Annotated in this window: 21 protein-coding genes; 12 read left to right on the top strand and 9 right to left on the bottom strand. The window is 69.4% G+C overall.

Translation table 11 applies throughout. The features are described from left to right. Nucleotides 1-19 precede the first annotated feature (19 nt). Genes AB0J64_RS19390 through AB0J64_RS19380 form a run of 3 tightly spaced genes read right to left on the bottom strand, consistent with a single transcriptional unit; the run spans nucleotide 20 to nucleotide 2,174 of the window. Nucleotides 20-592 carry a GNAT family N-acetyltransferase gene (locus AB0J64_RS19390; RefSeq protein WP_364028472.1) on the bottom strand — a complete coding sequence of 191 codons (573 nt, stop codon included), beginning with the start codon at nucleotides 590-592 and terminating at the stop codon, nucleotides 20-22. A gap of 23 nt (nucleotides 593-615) precedes the next feature. Further along, nucleotides 616-1,368 carry an ABC transporter permease gene (locus AB0J64_RS19385; protein WP_364028470.1) on the bottom strand — a complete coding sequence of 251 codons (753 nt, stop codon included), beginning with the start codon at nucleotides 1,366-1,368 and terminating at the stop codon, nucleotides 616-618. 23 nt (nucleotides 1,369-1,391) lie between these two features. Then, nucleotides 1,392-2,174, bottom strand: coding sequence for an ATP-binding cassette domain-containing protein (locus tag AB0J64_RS19380; protein ID WP_364028468.1), 783 nt, complete (start codon nucleotides 2,172-2,174; stop codon nucleotides 1,392-1,394). An 84-nt stretch (nucleotides 2,175-2,258) separates the two neighbouring features. Between AB0J64_RS19380 and AB0J64_RS19375 the strand changes: the two genes are divergently transcribed. The 3 genes from AB0J64_RS19375 to AB0J64_RS19365 are packed head-to-tail and all read left to right on the top strand — an operon-like array spanning nucleotide 2,259 to nucleotide 3,968. Further along, nucleotides 2,259-2,987, top strand: a complete 729-nt coding sequence (locus AB0J64_RS19375; RefSeq protein ID WP_364028466.1) for a hypothetical protein — start codon at nucleotides 2,259-2,261, stop codon at nucleotides 2,985-2,987. Between the two features lie 59 nt (nucleotides 2,988-3,046). Beyond that, the gene (locus AB0J64_RS19370; RefSeq protein ID WP_364028464.1) at nucleotides 3,047-3,817 is read left to right on the top strand and encodes a class I SAM-dependent methyltransferase; all 771 of its coding nucleotides are present in this window, start codon (nucleotides 3,047-3,049) and stop codon (nucleotides 3,815-3,817) included. Between the two features lie 31 nt (nucleotides 3,818-3,848). Then, complete coding sequence (locus AB0J64_RS19365; protein ID WP_364028462.1) at nucleotides 3,849-3,968, top strand: hypothetical protein; 120 nt, start codon at nucleotides 3,849-3,851, stop codon at nucleotides 3,966-3,968. 61 nt (nucleotides 3,969-4,029) lie between these two features. On the opposite strand, the gene AB0J64_RS19360 is transcribed toward AB0J64_RS19365, so the two are convergent. Further along, nucleotides 4,030-5,028, bottom strand: a complete 999-nt coding sequence (locus AB0J64_RS19360) for a zinc-dependent alcohol dehydrogenase family protein (protein WP_364028460.1) — start codon at nucleotides 5,026-5,028, stop codon at nucleotides 4,030-4,032. Between the two features lie 93 nt (nucleotides 5,029-5,121). Here AB0J64_RS19360 and AB0J64_RS19355 point away from each other — a divergent pair, with 93 nt between their 5' ends. From AB0J64_RS19355 to AB0J64_RS19345, 3 genes are all read left to right on the top strand, one after another. Then, the gene (locus tag AB0J64_RS19355; RefSeq protein ID WP_364028458.1) at nucleotides 5,122-5,427 is read left to right on the top strand and encodes a helix-turn-helix transcriptional regulator; all 306 of its coding nucleotides are present in this window, start codon (nucleotides 5,122-5,124) and stop codon (nucleotides 5,425-5,427) included. Nucleotides 5,428-5,504: 77 nt separating this feature from the next. Next, nucleotides 5,505-6,062 (top strand): TetR/AcrR family transcriptional regulator, encoded by a 558-nt coding sequence (locus AB0J64_RS19350; protein WP_364028717.1) that lies wholly within the window; start codon nucleotides 5,505-5,507, stop codon nucleotides 6,060-6,062. Nucleotides 6,063-6,104: 42 nt separating this feature from the next. Next, nucleotides 6,105-6,500: a tautomerase family protein gene (locus AB0J64_RS19345; RefSeq protein WP_357612352.1), complete on the top strand. Its 396-nt coding sequence runs from the start codon at nucleotides 6,105-6,107 to the stop codon at nucleotides 6,498-6,500. Here AB0J64_RS19345 and AB0J64_RS19340 read toward each other — a convergent pair. Then, a complete protein-coding gene (locus tag AB0J64_RS19340) occupies nucleotides 6,495-6,962 on the bottom strand; it encodes a MarR family transcriptional regulator (protein WP_364028456.1) in 468 nt (155 codons plus the stop codon). The genes AB0J64_RS19345 and AB0J64_RS19340 overlap by 6 nt on opposite strands. Before the next feature lie 65 nt (nucleotides 6,963-7,027). On the opposite strand from AB0J64_RS19340, the gene gap reads away from it, so the two are divergent. Beyond that, nucleotides 7,028-8,032 (top strand): type I glyceraldehyde-3-phosphate dehydrogenase, encoded by a 1,005-nt coding sequence (gene gap / locus AB0J64_RS19335; RefSeq protein WP_364028454.1) that lies wholly within the window; start codon nucleotides 7,028-7,030, stop codon nucleotides 8,030-8,032. 84 nt (nucleotides 8,033-8,116) lie between these two features. Here gap and AB0J64_RS19330 read toward each other — a convergent pair whose 3' ends face one another. Next, nucleotides 8,117-8,974 carry an alpha/beta hydrolase gene (locus AB0J64_RS19330; protein ID WP_364028452.1) on the bottom strand — a complete coding sequence of 286 codons (858 nt, stop codon included), beginning with the start codon at nucleotides 8,972-8,974 and terminating at the stop codon, nucleotides 8,117-8,119. A gap of 120 nt (nucleotides 8,975-9,094) precedes the next feature. Next, a complete protein-coding gene (locus tag AB0J64_RS19325) occupies nucleotides 9,095-9,697 on the bottom strand; it encodes a PadR family transcriptional regulator (RefSeq protein ID WP_364028450.1) in 603 nt (200 codons plus the stop codon). A 167-nt stretch (nucleotides 9,698-9,864) separates the two neighbouring features. On the opposite strand from AB0J64_RS19325, the gene AB0J64_RS19320 reads away from it, so the two are divergent. Together AB0J64_RS19320 and AB0J64_RS19315 are read left to right on the top strand one after the other, a co-directional pair. Beyond that, nucleotides 9,865-10,476 carry a GNAT family N-acetyltransferase gene (locus tag AB0J64_RS19320; protein ID WP_364028448.1) on the top strand — a complete coding sequence of 204 codons (612 nt, stop codon included), beginning with the start codon at nucleotides 9,865-9,867 and terminating at the stop codon, nucleotides 10,474-10,476. Nucleotides 10,477-10,527: 51 nt separating this feature from the next. Beyond that, the gene (locus AB0J64_RS19315; protein ID WP_364028446.1) at nucleotides 10,528-11,418 is read left to right on the top strand and encodes an alpha/beta hydrolase; all 891 of its coding nucleotides are present in this window, start codon (nucleotides 10,528-10,530) and stop codon (nucleotides 11,416-11,418) included. Nucleotides 11,419-11,455: 37 nt separating this feature from the next. Here AB0J64_RS19315 and AB0J64_RS19310 read toward each other — a convergent pair whose 3' ends face one another. Next, entirely contained in the window at nucleotides 11,456-12,256 is an 801-nt protein-coding gene (locus tag AB0J64_RS19310) for a hypothetical protein (RefSeq protein ID WP_364028444.1), read from the bottom strand. Between AB0J64_RS19310 and AB0J64_RS19305 the strand changes: the two genes are divergently transcribed. From AB0J64_RS19305 to AB0J64_RS19295, 3 genes are all read left to right on the top strand, one after another. Continuing rightward, complete coding sequence (locus tag AB0J64_RS19305) at nucleotides 12,243-12,644, top strand: hypothetical protein (protein ID WP_364028442.1); 402 nt, start codon at nucleotides 12,243-12,245, stop codon at nucleotides 12,642-12,644. The genes AB0J64_RS19310 and AB0J64_RS19305 overlap by 14 nt on opposite strands. A gap of 131 nt (nucleotides 12,645-12,775) precedes the next feature. Beyond that, nucleotides 12,776-13,489, top strand: a complete 714-nt coding sequence (locus tag AB0J64_RS19300; RefSeq protein ID WP_364028440.1) for an alpha/beta hydrolase family protein — start codon at nucleotides 12,776-12,778, stop codon at nucleotides 13,487-13,489. Nucleotides 13,490-13,498: 9 nt separating this feature from the next. Beyond that, nucleotides 13,499-14,161: a winged helix-turn-helix transcriptional regulator gene (locus AB0J64_RS19295; RefSeq protein ID WP_364028438.1), complete on the top strand. Its 663-nt coding sequence runs from the start codon at nucleotides 13,499-13,501 to the stop codon at nucleotides 14,159-14,161. Here AB0J64_RS19295 and AB0J64_RS19290 read toward each other — a convergent pair. Then, a partial coding sequence (locus tag AB0J64_RS19290; RefSeq protein WP_364028436.1) for a VOC family protein occupies nucleotides 14,155-15,147 on the bottom strand: 993 nt, incomplete at its 5' end. The two genes, AB0J64_RS19295 and AB0J64_RS19290, sit on opposite strands and share 7 nt — an antisense overlap.

Below are 15,147 nucleotides of genomic sequence, written 5' to 3'. Positions count from 1 at the left end.
ACGACGAACTTGCCGTCCGCTACGAGGTGACCGTCCTCGTCGCCGCCGTCGACGAATCGTCATCGAGAGCGATCCAGTAGCGGCGCTTGATCCCGATTTCGGTGCTGCGCACATCTTCCAGGACACCGCCGTTTCTTTCGATGGCGCGGGCCGAACCGACGTTGCTGTCGTCACAGATGAGAAGGACTCGGTCCAGACCGAGCCCCGGCGCTTTGCGCAGAACCGCTCCAAGCGCCCACGTGGCCAGTCCTTGTCTTCTGGCGGAAGGCCGGATGCTGTAGCCGATGTGTCCGCCGACTTCCAGCAGAAAGTCGTTCAGATAGTGCCGAAGGTCGATGGCTCCGAGGTAGGTCTCGCCGTCGACGATCCACCAGTGGGTGGCGTGGACGCGTTCTTCGCCGACAGGCAGCGACGGGTCTGACTGCTGGTGCAGTCGCTCGACCCATGAGGCGAACACTTCCGGACTGTCGAGGTCATCCTCATCGACCAGACGCAAGCCGGCTCCGTCCTGGTGAGCACCAGGCGGCCACTCGTCGCGCGCTGCGAGCCACGAGGAATGCAGCCGTTCCGTGGGAGCGATCAGTTCGGTCATGCGATGGACGATAACAGCACGGTTCAGGCGCCTGGGCGCTGGAACAGGCGGGCGCCCGCGAGCAGGCAGAGCGCGGTCAGGACGAGCGTGACGGCGGCGCCGATCATGACGGTGGTGTCGGTGTAGTGGCCGAGGAAAGCCTCGCGTACTGCATCGACGGTGTAGCGGAAGGGCACCACGCGCGACAGGCCGTCCAGCCAGCCGGGGGCGAGGCTCATCGGGAGCAGCAGGCCGGACAGCAGCATGAGCGGCATGCCGGCCGTGTTCGCGATGGCGGCGAACTCCGGCGGCGTGGCGACGTTCATGGCCAGCCCGTACGACAGCGCCGACAGAGCGGCCGCGAGCACGCCGACGAACAGCAGCCCGATCACGATTCCGGCCAGCGGCGCACGCAGCCCGAAGGCCAGGCCGAGGAGCACGAGCAGGACGGACTGAGTCAGCAGTTGGACGACGTCACGCAGCACGCGGCCCAGCAGCAGGGCAAGCGGGCGCACGGGGGTGACCCGCATGCGGTCGATCACGCCGAGGTTGCGGTCCATCAGCAGGCCCAGGCCGACGAAGGAGCCGCCGAGCAGGGCGAGCTGGACCAGCACGCCGGGCACCAGCGCCTGCCAGGACGAGCCGCCGATCCCGAGGTCGAACCGGGTCAGCAGGGGCCCGAACAGCGCCAGGAACAGCAGCGGCTGCAGCATGCCGAAGAACAGGTTGGTCTTGGAGCGGAGCGTGGCGCGCAGGTAGCGGCCGAAGATGACGGAGGTGTCGCCGAGCAGAGTCATGGTTGTCGAGTCTTTCGGGTGGTTCAGATGGCGATGGGCTCGTCGCTGGTGGCGGCGCGGCCGGTGATGGACAGGAAGGCGTCTTGGAGGCTCGCGGCGGGATCTCCGGTGAAGCGGCTCTTGAGGTCGGCGGGAGTGCCTTCGGCGACGATCGCGCCGGCGTCCACGACCACGATGCGGTCGGCGAGCACGTCCGCTTCGTCCAGGTAATGGGTGGTCAGGAACACCGTGGTTCCGTGCTCGGCACGGATGCGCCGGACCAGGTCCCACAGCTCCGCGCGGCTGCCCGGGTCGAGCCCCGTGGTGGGCTCGTCGAGAAAGAGCACCTGCGGCCGGTTGACCAGGCCGAGCGCGATCTCCAGGCGCCGGCGCTGCCCGCCGGACAGAGCGGCGGTGGGCCGGTCCATCAGGTCGAGCAGCGCCAGGTCGCCGGCCAGCTCCTCGGCCCGCTCGCACGCCTCGCTCTTGGACAGCCGGTGCAGCCGGCCCTGCGTGATGAGTTCCTCTCGTACGCCGCACGCGGGATCGAGGCCGCCGGACTGGGCGACGTACCCGATGCGGCGCCGCACGCCCGCCGGATCGCGCAGCAGGTCATGCCCGGCGATCTGGACCGACCCGCCGGTGGGCGGGAGAAGGGTGACGAGCATGCGAAGCGTGGTGGTCTTGCCGGCGCCGTTGGGTCCGAGGAAACCGAGGATCTCACCGGGCGCCACGGTGAGGTCGATGCCGCGTACGGCGTGCACCGTTCCGCTCTTCAGCTGGAACGTCCGGGTGAGGCCCCGGGCGTGGATGACGGGTGAAGACATGCCGTAGAGGAAACCACACTCCACTGCAAAATTGCAATCGACTTAAAATTTGGCATGAGCTCCAATCGGCTAGGATCCGGCCTTATGATCATTCGCTTATTAGCCGGGACGGCCGCCGGACTGGCGCTCCTTTCCGGTACGGCGCTCGCCGAGCCGGTCAAGGGCGCCCCCGAGCTGACCCACAATGAGCTCTACAAGGCGGCCAGACTGCCCAAGGTCGCCTGCGCGCTGGACAAGGGCACGAGCAGCGCGTCGACCAGGAAATACATCACCAAGCTCGTCGGCTGCCTGAACACGGCGTGGAAGCCGGCCATCAAGGACTTCGTCCCTGTGGAGGTGGCGTTCAAGGACGCGGACGACAAGCAGTCGTGCTCCACCGGCCTGGACGTCTCCGGCTCGTTCTCCGAGATCTGCGGCACGGCCATCCGGGTCCGCGTGGCCGACGACTGGATCAAGGCCAAGCAGGATCTCACGGTGTTCACGTCCATCGTGAGGACGTGGAGCGCGGTCGTGACCGGACAGACCGGCATCGGGGAAGCCTGGTGGGGCCTGGAGAACGACGCGTCGGGACCCCTCATGAACGAGCAGAACCGCCGGTACTACCTGCAGATCGACTGCTTCGCGGGCGTGTCGGCCAAGGCGCTCGGGCGGAAGGTCGAGGACTGGAAGCCCGTGATCAAGATCCCGGAGTTCTGGAAGAACAGGTTCCACGCCAAGTCCGCCAACCGCCTCTACTGGCTCGAGAAGGGCTACCGGGCCGGCAAGCCGGGCGCCTGCAACACCTGGACGGCGAGCTCTTCCAAGGTCGCCTGAGCAGATCGGGGCGAGGGCCGGTCCAGGCGTCGCTGCGATCACGTGGGTAGTGTGGCGGCGTGTCGAATGGCGGACTCTTTGCCGGGACAGGTGTGTTCTACGCGCGGTTTCGTCCGGGCTATCCGAAGGTCTTCTTCGACGATCTGGTCCGGCGCTTCGGGCTCGACGGCTCGGGACGCCTGCTCGACCTGGGCTGCGGCACCGGCCAGCTGGCCATTCCGCTTGCCGGGCATGTCGCGGAGGCGGTCGGTGTCGATCCTGAGCCGGACATGCTCGCCGAGGCCGCGCGGCAGGCGCTCGCGAGTGAGGCCGGCAATGTGACGTGGGTGCGCGGCAGTTCAGCGGACCTGCCGGGCACGCTGGGGCGGTTCCGGCTGGTGACCATGGGGCGCTCGTTCCACTGGATGGATCGTGAGCAGGTGCTGGGCGCGCTGGCCGGCATGGTGGAGGACGGCGGCGGCGTGGTGATCGCCAACGACGGCTGCCTGGCGCGCGCGGTCGTGCCGTGGCAGCACGCCATCGAAGAAGTGCAGCACCGTTTCATAGGACCGCTCCCCCAGGCCGGTGCCGGGACGCAGGCCAGGCCGCACGGAGCGGTGCTGGCTGATTCGGCGTTCCGGGACGTCACCCGGGTGGTCCACGAGTTCGAACGGTCGTGGACCACGGACCGGATCATCGGCTACCTCTACTCGACTTCGCTCCCGCTGCGGCGGCTGCTCGGCGATCGGCGGCCCGCCTTCGAGCAAGAGATCACCGACGCTCTGCTGGCGGCCGATCCGAGCGGGTGTTTCGTCGAACCGGTGGCACTCGAAGTGCTGATAGCCAGGTAGCCCGCCGGTTCCCGGCCTGGCAGCCAAGCCGGTGATCGACATCCAGATCGCGGTGCGCTCGTTCGACCCGCTCGACGCGTTCAGGACGCCGGCGGCAGAAGTACGTCGCCGCCAAGGACCTGTACGTCTGGGACATTGTGCGACGTGCTGACGCGTGGGCTCAGAGGACCGGCTGGAGACCCGGTCCGAGCGACGCGTGAGCCGCGCCCGTGTCAGTGGTCCACGGTGACCACGATCTTGCCGAACTGGGTGTTGGACTCCATGTGCCGGTGCGCCTGCACGATCTCCTCCAGCGGGAACAGGCGGTCCACCACGGAACGGAAGGCCCCGGTACGCAGGCCCGACGCGACGAACGCCGCGGCGCGGCGCATCCGCTCGGCGTTCCTGGTGATCTCATGCACCGTGTACGTGCGCATGTTGAGCGCGGGCATGCCCAGTTCGAACCCCGGATAGGGCGTCGGCTGCCCGCTCTGCCCGCCCCACAGGAACAGCGTCCCGTCGGCGGCCACGGCCCTGGCGAGGTCCGCCACGCCAGGACCGGCGACGGCGTCGAAGACGTACTCGGCGCCTCTGCCGCCGGTCAGCGCCAGCACCCGTCCCGCCACGTCCTCCTCGTCAGAGACGATCACCTCGGCGGCGCCCTCCTCGAGCAGCCGCTGCCGCTTGGCGCGGGTGCGGGTGACGGCGATCGGCGTGGCGCCCACGCGGTCGGCCGTGTGGATCGCGGCCAGGCCGACGCTGCTGGAGGCCGCGTTCAGCACCGCCACGTCACCGGCCCGCATCCCGCCCACCTCCACCATCGCGCCGTACGCGGTGAGATAGGGCATCCACACCGAGGCGCCGGAGACGGCGTCCACCCCGTCGGGGCGGTGCAGGAGCGCGGACGCCGGCGCGATCGCCCGTTCGGCGTACATGGCGTAGTCGTTGTACGAGAAGGACGGCACGACGCTGACCGCCTGCCCCGCCTCGAAACCGGCCACCCCCGGTCCGACCGCCTCGATCACACCGGCGGCCTCTGAGCCGAGCCCGGCGGGCAGGTGCTTGACCGGCTCGATGTACCGGCCGCTCCGGAACAGGGCCTCTGCCCGATTGATCCCGATCGCGTCCACCCGGAGCCGCACCTCCCCCGGCCCCGGCTCGCCTGTCTCCACGTCCTCCAGCCGCATCACCTCGGGCCCACCGATCTCGTGGAACCGCACGGTCCTCGCCATGCCAACCATCCTTCGCTCGCTGTGAACGCGACTTACTCAAGCGCATAAGTACGATCGCTGTCAAACTTCGATGGCTGTCGTACTATGGGGCCCATGGGACGCACGCCGCCACACCCCGAGGTGTCACAGTTCGAGCTCCAGCAGGTGCTGGAGGCCCTCGTCGATCCGGTACGCCGGAGCATCGTCACGCAGCTCGACGCCGCCGGCGAGGACATCAAGTGCGGCGATTTCGACATACCGGTCAGCAAGTCCACCGCCACCCACCACTTCAACGTGCTGCGCGAAGCGGGCCTGATCCGGCAGTACTACGTCGGGACCTCGCGGATGAACACGCTGCGCCGCGCCGACATGGAGGAGGCGTTCCCAGGGCTGCTCGACGCACTCACCAGGGCGCGCTGACCTCTTGGCGCCGGAGCCGCAGGAAGGCTTCGGGGTTGCTTCTGTACCTACTAGTATGTACGCTCGCGACCGTGGACATGAGAGAACGGCTGATCGAGAGCACCCGAGAGCTGCTGTGGGAGCGCGGGTACGTGGGCACCTCGCCGAAGGCCATCCAGCAGCGGTCCGGCGCGGGCCAGGGCAGCATGTACCACCACTTCCGCGGCAAGCCCGACCTGGCGCTGGCCGCGATCGCCCGCAGCGCCGACGACATGCGTGTCCGCGCGGAGGCGGAGCTCTCCGGCTCCGGGACCCCGCTCCAGCGGATCACCGCCTACCTGCGCCGGGAGCGGGACGCCCTGCGGGGCTGCCCGGTGGGCCGCCTCACGCAGGACCCGGACGTGATGGCCGATCCCGAGCTGCGCCGCCCGGTCGAGCAGACGTTCGCCTGGCTGCGCAACCGGCTCGCCGGCGTCCTCGCGGACGCGCAGTCACAGGGCGAGCTGGACACCTCACTCGACCCGGCGGCCACCGCCACCGCACTCGTCGCCGTGCTGCAGGGCGGCTACGTGCTGGCCCGCGCCGCCGGTGACGCGGAGGTGTACGCGCAGGCCGTTGACGGCGCGCTCGGCCTGCTCGTCGGCCGCGCCCGCTGAGGGCCGGGATCGTACGGAAAAATCCTTAGAAAGGACGAAATAATGCCCTTTGTTCGCATCGATGCGCTCCGTGCAGACGAGAAGCGGCTGGACGCCCTGGGCCGGGCCGTACACGATGCCCTGGTCGACGCCATCGGCATCCCGCCGGACGACAGGTTCCAGGTGCTCACCGGCCACGACGGCACACACCGCATGATCCGCTACGACGCCGGCTACCTCGGCGTACACCGCGACGACGACCTCGTGTTCGTCGCCATCACGATGCGCTCGGGCCGCACGGCGGAGCAGAAGCAGGCTCTCTACCGCAGGATCGCCGAGCTCGCCGAGGAGTACGCGGGCACCGAGCCGCGCAACGTGTTCGTCACGATCAGCGAGAACCAGCCGATCGACTGGTCGTTCGGCGACGGCGTCGCGCAGTACGCCGAGGCCGGCCTATGAGTCCGCCTTCTTGGCGGACCCGCGCCCGAGTTCGGCGAGGCGGGTCAGGGCGGGCAGCGCGCCGGCGATCGCCCGGCGCTGCTCGGCGGTGAGCTGGGCGACCAGCGGGGCCAGGTGGCGCATCCGGTCGTCGTGGCGGGAGCGGCCGATCCGGCGGCCCGCCTCGGTGATGTGGATGAGGACCGCGCGCCCGTCACTCGGGTCGGGACGGCGCTCCACCAGCCCGTCGCGCTCGAGCCGGGTGACCAGCTGCGTGATGGCCGGCTGACTGACCTGCTCGGTCCTGGTCAGGCCGGTCAGCCGCATCGGGCCGCCGCCGAAGGCGAGGGTGTCCAGCACCGACAGCGTCGTGAACGACAGCTTCTCCAGCGTGGGGAGGCGGATGTAGAAGCGGTTGAAGCTCTCGATGGCCGTGGCGAAGGCGTCCACGTCCAGGTCGTCGTCATCGGGAAGGTCGTCCACTCCCCGAATATACATCGAAAATTTATATAAGATGCTTATGATGTAGGCCACGAGAGGAGACACATATGACTGTTCGTGTTGGTATCAATGGCTTCGGGCGGATCGGGCGCAACGTCTTCCGCGCTACCGCCGCCCGGGGCGCCGATCTGGAGATCGTCGCGGTCAACGACCTCGGCGACGTAGCGACCATGGCCCATCTGCTGGCCTACGACTCGATCCTGGGCCGTTTCCCCGGCGAGGTCGTCGCCGAGCCCGGCGCGATCCGCGCCGGCGACGCCACGGTCAAGGTGCTGGCCGAACGCGACCCCGCCGACCTGCCGTGGGGCGAGCTGGGCGTGGACGTGGTGATCGAGTCCACCGGCATCTTCACCAGCGCCGCCAAGGCCCGCGCCCACGTGGACGGCGGTGCGAAGAAGGTCATCATCGCCGCCCCCGCGAGCGGCGAGGACGTCACGATCGTGCTCGGCGTGAACGACGACGCCTACGACCCGGAGCGCCACACGATCATCTCCAACGCCTCCTGCACCACCAACTGCCTGGGGGTGCTGGCCAAGGTGCTGCACGACGCGGTCGGCATCGACTCCGGCATGATGACCACCGTCCACGCGTACACCCAGGACCAGAACCTCCAGGACGCCCCGCACAAGGACCTGCGCCGTGCCCGCGCGGCGGCGCTCAACATCGTGCCCACCTCCAGCGGCGCCGCCAAGGCCATCGGCCTGGTCCTGCCCGAGCTCCAGGGCCGGCTCGACGCCTTCGCCCTGCGGGTGCCCGTCCCGACCGGCTCGGTCACCGACCTGACTGTCACCACGCGCCGCCCGACCACCGTGCAGGAGGTCAAGGAGGCGTACGCCGAGGCCGCCGCGGGGCCGTACAAGGGGCTGCTGACCTACACCGAGGCGCCCATCGTCAGCACCGACATCGTCACCGACCCCGCCTCCTGCGTCTTCGACGCCCAGCTCACCCGGGTGCTCGGCTCGCAGGTCAAGGTCGTCGGCTGGTACGACAACGAGTGGGGCTACTCCAACCGCCTCATCGACCTCGCCCTGCTGGTCGGCGGCACGCTGTAGACGCTCGTCGCCGCTCGCACGACGTCTCCTCGCGTCGAGATCCTGCGAGGAGACGCCAGGACGAATCTGCCGGACGACCGGCGGTCAAGGGGTGAAGAAGCGCCGCAGCTCTTGCACCACCCGTTCCGGCCGGCCGCCGCGGTCGGCATTCCAGGGCGCCCCGTGGCCCAGGCCGGCGAACTCCACCCGCCTGACTCGTGGCAGCACGCGCTCCAGCGCTGCCAGAGACGCCTTCTGGTACGGGACGCTCCTGGAGCCGCCGAGCAGGAGGACCTCGGCACGCATTGCGCGGAAGTCTTCCAGCCGTTCCTCCATCTCGATGAGTACTCCGACATCCTGCAAGAGGGTCGGCGCCAGGGCGCGCATCGGCACGTACCGGCCGGATCCGTTGCGCTCCTCCCTTCGCATCCCCTGCTCGCTTCCCCACTCCAGCAGCCAGCGCGGCATGGCCCGTATGAAGGCAGGGCCCATTTGGGCGTCCTTGAGGGCGGTGACCAGGGCGGCGGCCGTCCTGCCTGTGGCGAGTTCGCGCTCGAACCTGGCCAGCCAGGCGGTGGGAGCGGTGAACGCGCCGGGTTCGTAGACGGCGAGCCTGTCGATGGCGTCGGGCAGCGTCAGCGCGGCCTGCAGGGCGACGGTGCCGCCGACGCTGAGGCCGAACAGGTAGCGGGCGCCGGTCCTGGCGATGACCGCCTCCAGGTCCGCCACGTCCTGCTGGATGCCGTGGCCGGGACGGTAGGGTCCGCTCATGCCACGCCCGCGGCGGTCGGGCAGGTAGACGGTGTACGTGTCGGCCAGGGCCTGGGCCTGCTGGATGTGGTTGTAGGCCGATCCCATGCCGCCGTGGGAGATGACCAGGCCGGGACCGCGGCCCACCTGGTAGTAGCCGATGGCGGTGCCGTCGGCGGACGTCATGGTCAACTCGTTGATCTTGTTGCTCAAGGGGTTCTCCTTGGGGACGGGAGACCCGCGTATCCTTGGGGTTGCTGCCTTCTCGCTTAGGGACCGCGGGTCTCGGTGGGAAGGTCCCTGGCGGGCTGTTGGCGCAGCCCGCCAGGGGTTTCATGGAGTGGTGTCGGCGTGGTGGGCTCGCCAGGCGGCCAGGTCGGGGAACGTACCGGTGGTGAGCTCGCCGAGCAGATCCCGGACCCAGGCCAGCTCCGTCTCGCGCAGGGCCAGCTCGTACTCGTCCTCGATCAGGAACAGGCGAGGAGTTTTCCGGAGATGATCTGAAAGCGTCTCCCGCTGATCGGCGATCTGCTCCTGCAGCAGTTCCAGCCGTCGCTGAAGCAGGGTGACCGCCTCCTCGGGGGTGAGGACGCCCAGCACCGACAGGGCGGCCTTGAACCTGGAGTGCTCACGCTCCGGCGTGGAGACCAGCTCACGCTCCCAGTCCTGCAGTTCCCGGCGGCCGGCCCCGGTGATCCGGTAGATCGTCCGCTCCGGCCGTCCGCCCTGCCGTCCGCTCTCGACGGCCTCGATCAGCTCATGTCGGGCCAGGCTCTGCACGACCGAGTAGAACGATCCCCATTTGATCTTCATGTCCTGGTCCTTGCCGTGGGCGCGCAGGACCGAGGCCATCTCGTAGGGATGCATCGGCCGTTCTGTCAGCGCCGCCAGCACGGCGAGCGCCATCAGATTCCCGACCTTTCGCCGCTTCGCCACCGATCCTCGCTTCCGTATATTCGAAAACGAATATACGGAAGTCGCTGGAACACCTCAAGCCCTGCGGCCAATGTACTAGTTCACTATTTTGCCGTACTAGTTCACTTCTTGCTGCGAAAAGCCACAAATAACGCCCATGTCCTTGCGAGTGTCGATACGGTGTACGCATGGCAGTTGATACACCATACGCATCCGTTCGACGGGCGGATGCCGAAGATCAGCAGGCGGTGGTGGACGTCCTCACCGAGGCGTTCATGAACGATCCCCTCGCCTGCTGGCTCTTCCCCCAGGCAGGTGAGCGAGGTCGTCTCCTGTCGCACTTCTACCGCCCCCTGCTCACCCATCCCCAGGGCGAGGCATATCTGGCGGGCCGGCGCGAGGGCGCGTCGGTGTGGCTGACGTCGGCCGCGGGCCAGTCGCCCCATGAGGAGCCTCCGGACGCGCCCGAGGAGAGCGCGGCCACGGTCTTCGGTGAGAACGGCGGGCGGCTGCGGGCTCTCGGAGAGGCGCTGGCTCCACGGCGCCCCGATCGCGAACCGCACCTCTACCTCCCGTGCATGGGCGTGGTGAGCGGACGGCAGGGCGGCGGGCTCGGCTCGGCGATGCTGCGGCACCGGCTGGCGCGAGCGGACGCCGACGGGCTCGGCGCGTACCTGGAGGCGAGTTCGGCCCGGAGCCGGGCCCTCTACCTGCGGCACGGATTCGAGGATCTCGGCGAACCCGTCCGGGTGGACGACAGCCCGCTCCTGTGGCCGATGTGGCGCCCGCCGGGCCGTTGACCGCGACGTACGAGAGCTCAACCAGCAGACAGGAACAAGGAGAGAACGTCGATGACAACCCACCACGAAGCAGCAAGCACCGTCGCCGATCGGCGGCCGCCGACCCTGGTGTTCGTCCACGGCACCAACTCGTCGTCGGCCTGGACCTCGGGACTGATGAGCGAGCTCACGCTGCGCGGGCACCGCAGCGTGGCCGTCGACCTCCCGGGACACGGCAACGAAGCGTTCTACCCCCGTGCGTACCAGGCCCCGCAGGACCTCGAGGCGCTGGCGACCGAGCCGTCGCCGCTCGCCAAGATCACCATCGACGACTACGTCGAGCGCGTCGTGGAGGTGGTGCGCCGCGCCCGCCGCCACGGGCCGGTCATCCTCGCCGGCGCCAGTCAGGGCGGCGTCACCGTGAGCAGGGTCGGCAACGCCATCCCGGACCTGCTCGAACGGGTGGTCTATGTCGCGGCGTACTGCTGTGTGGACCTGCCGAACATGGCCGCCTATCTCTCCACGCCGGAGAACAGTGAGAGCCTGCTCCCCCTGGTGGAGGCGATCAAGGTCGCCGATCCAGCGGTCCTGGGGGTGAACCGGCTCAACTGGCGCTCGGCCGACCCGTCGGTGTTCGACGCCGTCAAGCAGTGTCTGGCCGGCGACTTCACCGACGAGGAGGTGAGCCGGCTGCTCAACATGCTCGAACCGGACGAGTCCGCCACCATTCCCATGGCCGAAGCCCGGGGCGAAGCGCACACCTGGGGCCGCATTCCCCGGACGTACGTGCGCTTCACCCGCGATCGGCTGATTCCCCTGGCGCTGCAGGACCGGTTCATCCACGAGGCCGACCGCCTCACTCCGCACAACCTGACCGACGTGCGAAGCGTCGCGGCGTCCCATGTCGGCCCGTTCGACCGGCCTGAAGTGGTGGACATCTTCGCCGAGCTCGCCGGCCGCTGACCCGGCCGTCCGGCCGGACTCAAGCCCCCGGTCTCCGTCAGTTCGCGGCGGTGACCTCCCACGTGACCCCGTACGGGGCGAGGTGGTCCAGGAAGCCGGCCGGGTCGAAGGCCTGCGCGGGGCTGAGCACCCCACCCTTGGCGCCGTCGGCGAGAAGCCGGCGTACCCCTTCGACGGCGATCACGGCTGTGCTGCCGTAGATGTCCGTGCCCCGTACGACTCCTGTGGCCTGGCGTCCGTCACCGCCTGCCGCCTCGGCGACGATCGTGAAGCCCGCGGCCGGCCGCCGTTCGGGCGACGGCCCTTCCGGCAGGGCGTCGATGACCGCGTTGAGCGCGTCGGGTGGCGTCTGCAGGAGGGCGGCCACCTCCGGGGTGAAGGCCGCCATGTCGATGATGACCTCGGCCCTGCTGGTGCGCACGTGGCGGGGGACGGTGACGATCTCGGCGCCGGGCCACCGCATCGTGGGGGCCTCACGTGCGTCCCCGGGATAGCGGAAGGAGGTACGCCTGGCCGGGATTCCGCCGGGGGCCCAGGCGCCGTCCTCGTAGACGAGGTCGCCGTCGTGCATCATCTCCAGCGCCGAGCGGATGGTGCCGCGCGTCATGTCGAACTCGCTCACCTGGTAGGCGATGGTCAGCTCCGCCAGAGGCTCGACCCGCTCCCCCGCCAGGTGCGCGATCATGTCGCCTGGGAGGATGTCGTAGCCCAGGGCCGGTACGACGGCGACTCCGGCGCGTTCCGCGTCCTCGGCGCACGTGTCGAAGACATGCTTGACGAAGAGCTGCTCGGCCGAGGTGTCGACGTAGTGGCAGCCGGCGTCGATGGCGGCGCGCACGACGGGCTCGCCGATGCGCGCCGAGGACGGCCTGCCTCGCGTGCGGGCCCTGGCGGACGCGTGGATCGACTACCTGGGCACGTTCGACGGCGGCTGTTTCTTCTGCACGGTCGCGCCCGAGTTCGACGGGCGGGACGGGCCCGTCCGCGACGCGATCATCGAGGTGGCGCTGTCCGGGTCGGACGTGCTGGTGAAGCAGATCCGGCTGGCCTGCCGCCTCGGCGAGCTCAGGCCGGACATCGACGTCGAGCAGCTCCTGTTCGAGTTCCACGGTGCGGTGCTGCAGGCCAACTACGCGCGCAGGCTACTCAACCAGGCCGACGCCTACGACCGCGCCCGCCGCGCCATTCACGACCGCCTCGACGGCGCCCGCCCTACACCCTCATAGCCCCGTTCCACCGGACAGGCGTTCTGACGGAACGTCCTCTTCAGCGTGCCGCGACATCACCCATGTGACTTTTCGATTCAGTACCTTATACTTCAAAAAGAGGAACTAGAGACTTTCGACGGAGAACTCTCATGACCGTTTTCGTGCTCGTTCCCGGTGCCTGGCATGGCCCGTGGGCCTGGGACCGTGTCACTCCGCTGCTGCAGCAAGCCGGCGCGCACACCGTCACGCCCGCCCTCACCCTCGACGGCGACACCGGACTGCACCGGCACGCCGACGAGGTCGCCGCGGTTCTCGATGCCCTGGCCGACCGGTCGGCGGATGACGTGGTTCTGGTTGGGCACAGTTACGCCGGCCTGGTGGTCCGGCAGGCCGCCGACCTCCGGCCGCACCTGGTCACCCAGGTCGTGCTGGTGGACGGATGGGCGGGTGGCGACGGATCCAGCCTGTTCGACCTGACGCCCGATTCCTTCGTGACGGCGATGCGTACCGCCGCCGAGGCCCGCGGAGGCGGTACGACGGTGCCGGCTCCTCCCCCGGGCGCGTACGGCATCACCGACCCGGCGGATGCCGCCTGGCTCGCCGACCGGCTGACGCCCCAACCGCTGCGGACCTTCACGGAGCCGACCCGTTTGACGGGAGCGGTCGACAAGATCCCCGGGACAGGCATCTACTGCCGCCCCCTGACGTACCCCTTCAACCGGTTCGCCGACGAGCTGGGCTACCGGTCGATCCCTCTGGACGGTCCCCACAACGTGATGCTCAGCGATCCCGAGGCGCTCGCCCGGCTCCTCCTCCAGGTCGCCGACCACCGTGACTACGGAAACGAGAAGCCCGGGCATTAAGATATTGAGGTGGAGCGGAGCTACAACCAGTATTGCGCGACCGCGCGCACCCTCGACATCGTCGGCGAGCGCTGGACGCTGCTCCTGATCCGCGAGCTGCTCACCGGCCCCAAACGCTTCGGCGACCTGCAGAACAACCTGCGTGGCCTGGGCACCGGCCTCCTGGCGTCCAGGATGAAGAGCCTGGAACGCCACGGACTGGTGCACAAGGTCACGCTTCCCCCGCCGGCGCGCACACCGGCCTACGCCCTGACCCAGGCCGGCGAGGAGCTCGGCCCGGTGGTGCTGGACCTGGCCCGCTGGGGTCTGAAGTGGGCGATGGAGGATCCCCGCGACGAGGAGTCCTTCCATCCCGGCTGGGCCGTGCTCGGCCTGCAAGCCTGTTTCCAGGCCGAAGCCGCCGCCGGGCTACGCGCGATCTACGAGTTCCGCGTGGGTGACGAGACCTTCCACGCCCGCGTTCATGACGGCACCCTGGAGACGGTCCACGGGCCGGCTCAGTACCCCGATGTGACCATCACGACTGACGATCAGACCTTCCGCGACATCGCGGCGGGCACGGTCACGCTCGCCGGCGCGCTCGAGAGCCACGCCGCTTCGGCGACCGGCGACCGTGACGCCCTGCGCGCGCTGCACACGCTCTTCCGCCTGCCGTCGCGCTCAGCTCAGTGATGCCCGGCGTGCTGAACGGCGAGGCGGATGGGGGCGTTCGCGGCGCCGTACCCCTGATATCCGCCCGTACGCTGGACGATCTCGAAGAAGACGCGTCCTACGGTGACGGTGTACAGGTGCCGGAACTCGCCGTGCTCGTCGCGGTCGTACAGCACGCCCAGCTCCCTCAGCTCGGGATCGACGTCGTCGTGGCGGGCCTCGAGGTCGTCGTAGTAGTTGGCGGGGATGGGCAGCAGCAGGTCCGGGTGCTCGGCGCGCAGGCGGCGGGCGATGGCCACGATGTCGTCGCAGGCCAGCGCGACATGCTGCCACGGGAGGTCTTCCGTGCCGACCTGGGCGAGGTTGATGACCATCCGTACGCGCCCGTCGGGGTCCGCCATGGCCTTGCTGCGCAGCAGCCCGTACGGGTCGGGCACCTCCAGGCTCTCCTGCGGGCTCAGCCCGAGCACGCTGCGGTAGAACAACTCCGCCTCGTCGAACTGGTGCCACGGCTGCGTCAGCGCCACATGGTCGATCCGGGTGATCTCACCGGGAACCGGCCCGGAGCGGCCGAAGTCGTCGAGCCAGGCCGTGTCGCAGAAGAAGATCTGGGTGCCGTCGGGGGCGGCGACGGCGTCCAGGCGTGCTTCCCTGGGCGCGCGCTCGCGTGGCAGCACCGGTGACAGCAGCGACTCGGCGTGCTTGACCGCCGCGCCGGGGTCAGGGCTGTCGAGACCGATGGCGACCAGCGCGGGGTCCCCACCGGTGTCGCTGCCGGTGGCGTTGAGCAGCAGCCGCGCCCCGCCCTGCTCCCACAGCTCGACCGGTTTCGTGGCATGTGTCCCGGTACGTGCGAAGCCGAGCGCGCTGAGCACCCCACTCAGGGAGCCGGGGCCGGCCAGCTCGGCGAAGGCGAAGCCGGTGGGCACGGCCGGGTGCGCGGCTCCGTGCAGGGTGTCCTCCAGGGCGATGAGCGAGCGCATGCCGTCGCGCGCCGTACGCCCGGT

It is taken from the genome of Nonomuraea sp. NPDC049695 (assembly GCF_040674955.1).
GTDB classification, from domain to species: domain Bacteria; phylum Actinomycetota; class Actinomycetes; order Streptosporangiales; family Streptosporangiaceae; genus Nonomuraea; species Nonomuraea helvata.
The sequence above is the reverse complement of the archived record's forward strand: the minus strand, read 5'-3'. Positions and strand labels throughout refer to the sequence as shown.